General features: G+C 63.1%; 2 protein-coding genes and 1 pseudogene. All 3 read left to right on the forward strand.

Annotated elements, in window-relative coordinates; all coding sequences use genetic code 11:
- The coding region (locus EOA75_RS31420) for a type I secretion C-terminal target domain-containing protein (protein ID WP_127326013.1) at positions 1–1,936 on the forward strand (1,936 nt) is incomplete at its 5' end.
- Positions 1,937–2,006: 70 nt separating this feature from the next.
- Entirely contained in the window at positions 2,007–2,375 is a 369-nt protein-coding gene (locus EOA75_RS31425; protein ID WP_066989339.1) for a hypothetical protein, read from the forward strand.
- Between the two features lie 179 nt (positions 2,376–2,554).
- A pseudogene (locus tag EOA75_RS34305) lies at positions 2,555–2,852 on the forward strand (hypothetical protein); the annotation flags it as partial.

The following is a 2,852-nucleotide window of genomic DNA, read 5'->3' on the forward strand; positions in this document are numbered from 1 at the left end:
CAACAGCCTGTTCGAGAACATGACCGTCTCGCTCACCGACCAGGACGGCCAGAACGCCACCGGCACGCTCTCGGCCAACATCGTCGACGACGTGCCGACGCTGAACAGCGTGCAGAGCCAGCAGGCCAGCAACGACCCCGCGCAGACGCCCGCCGTCGGGGCCATCAATTTCGTTCCCGGTGCTGACGGCGCCGGCGCGGCCATGACGATCACGGTCAATACAACCGGGTTGACCTCCAATGGGCACAATCTTGTCACAGAGCAGGTCGGCAACGTGCTGACGGCCTACGCCGACAACAACAACAACGGAAGCCACGACGCCGGCGACACGGCGGTCTTCACGGTCACGGTGAACACCGCGGCCGGCACCTCGGGGCAATACACCTTCGATCTGCTGGCCAAACTTGACGGCATGACAAGCAATGTCTCCATTGCCTCGAGCGGTTCATTCGGCGCCGGCCCCAGCAACTCCATCGTCGTGACGGCCGGCGGTCAGAACATCGTGATGGTGACCGGCTGGGCGCCCACGGATGCCGGCGGCATCTTCACTGGAGCTCATGAGGCTGCCTGGCTGGCAGGCGGCGATCCGTCGCTCGCGCAGACGTCCAACGTCAACGGCTCGACCGCCGGTTGGGGACTTGGCAACAACAACTTCGACGCGGGCGAGTTCATGCGCTTCGATTTCGGTGCGCCGAACGACTACGACGGCGCCGGCGGCTATACGCCCCCGGCCATCACCATGGCGAATGTCAGCTATGCCAAATTTTCGTTCGACGCAGTGAGCGCCAGCAACAAGGTCGAGTTCGTCGCCCACTACACCGACGGAAGCACCGCTTCCTTCATTCCAACGACCGGTGCGACGTCGCTGACGATCAATTCGCCTGCAGGCCTGCAGATCGCCTGGGTCGACGCATACGAGTCTTCGGGCAAGACCAAGCTCAACCTCACGGACGTCGGTGTGACATCGACCACGGTCGACCACACCATTCCGGTGACGCTGCAGCTTACGGACGGTGACGGCGACCAGACTGGAACGGCGAATTTCACTGTTCACGTAAAAGACGGCTTGACGCCCTTCGCCGTCGCCACCCCGGTGGTGCTCGACCTCAACCACGACGGAATCCAGACCACCGATCTCACGCACTCCACCGTCTCGTTCGACTACGACGGCGATGGTGTCGCCTCGAAGACCGCCTGGGTAGATTCGCATGACGGTATCCTGGCGATCGACCTCAATGGCGACGGCAAGGTGAACAACGGTTCGGAAATCGTCTTCACCCAGCACGCCGCGGGTGCTGCGACCGACCTTGCCGCGCTCGAGCAGGTCTACGACACGAACCATGACGGTAAGCTGACCGCCGCCGACCACGACTTCGCGCAATTTGGTGTCTGGCAGGATGCCAATGGCAATGGCGTGTCGGACCCAGGTGAGTTCAAGAGCCTTGCCGCTTTGGGCATCGTAGAGATCGGACTGGAAAGCAACAACCAGCATTCGGTGTCGGCCGACGGCTCGGTCCTGACCTATGGCGAAGCAACTTTCACGACCGCCAACGGCGAGACGGGCGCGGTCGCCGATATCGGCTTCGGCAATTTCGACAGCGCCGCTTCCGGAGCTGCGTCGACAATGGCCGGCACTTCGGGCGCCGATACGTTCAAGCTGGACAGCCTGGACATCAAGGATCTGATCACCGACTACCACGGCTCGGAGGGCGACAAGATCGACCTCAGCGCCCTGTTCGACACCGCGCCTGCTGGCAATATCAGCAACTACGTCCACTATAACAGCGAAACCAATGCGGTGAGCGTGGACGCCAGCGGCTCGGGCAATCCCGCCAACTTCGTCGATGTCGCCGTTCTTCAGAACGCGCCTGCGGCCGGAACGATCAACATCCTCTATGATGACTCGAACCATCAACAGCACACGGCCACGATTTAGTGCTTATGCGCGGCCGTGCTGCTATGCTAGGTTAGCGAACCGTGAATTCGCAATTTGGAGAGGGGCTTACATGAAACATTCCGTAAGACTGCTGGCTTCGGCCGTCGCAGTGCTGCTCGCCGGGTCGACCGGCTTTGCCGCAGATATCATCGGCGAGCCGGCGGTGAATTACTGCCGCACCGTCGGCACCTCGGACCTGGTGCTGACCGACAACATGGTCGAGCTCAAGGACCATGTGGTGAAGCTGATGGACGAATCGGTCGCCGTCGCCAACAGCCCGGAATGGATCAACTCGTCGCGCCCCGCCTTCGTCTGGGCCTCGGAAGCCAAGGTCGCCTGCGGCAAGGCCTATGGCTATCTCAAGACCAACTACAAGGACGAGGACTACCTCAACAAGTGCGAATGCTTCCACGACCGCATGGTCGAGTACATGCACTGAGCTGACGGGCGCGCCGACCAGCTGCGATGATGGCAAAGACAGTCTGCGCCGAGGCCGACGCTTGCGTGCGACCGGCGTGGGTCGCCACGCATGCCGGCGTGGCGCGGCATTTCCGACGCGGGTTTTCGCGAGCGTTGGAGCGGTTCAGCGTTTCCGGGAAACGCCGAACTGGTCCGGCTATGCGTTTCTGCGCAATCGCGGACGGGAAACCGCTGCGCACTTTACCGGCGCTCGCCTTTGCCGTGGTCGCGGCGATCTCCGGCTGCCAGTCGAAGAACGGCGCATCGGAGGTGCTGGACCCCGCGGCGATCGCCGTTCCGGCAAGCCAGGCCGGAGCCACCACCGCCGCGCCCGCGCTGCCGGGGGCGGAGAGCGGCAAAAGCATGGCGATCTTGGTCGAGCCCGTGCCGAGCGTCAGATTGGCCTTGGGGGCGGTTGCTGCGGAACTGGCGGTCAGCTGCGCGGGCGCGGCGGTGG

This window comes from Mesorhizobium sp. M1A.F.Ca.IN.022.07.1.1 (assembly GCF_003997575.1).
Taxonomy (GTDB): Bacteria; Pseudomonadota; Alphaproteobacteria; order Rhizobiales; family Rhizobiaceae; genus Mesorhizobium.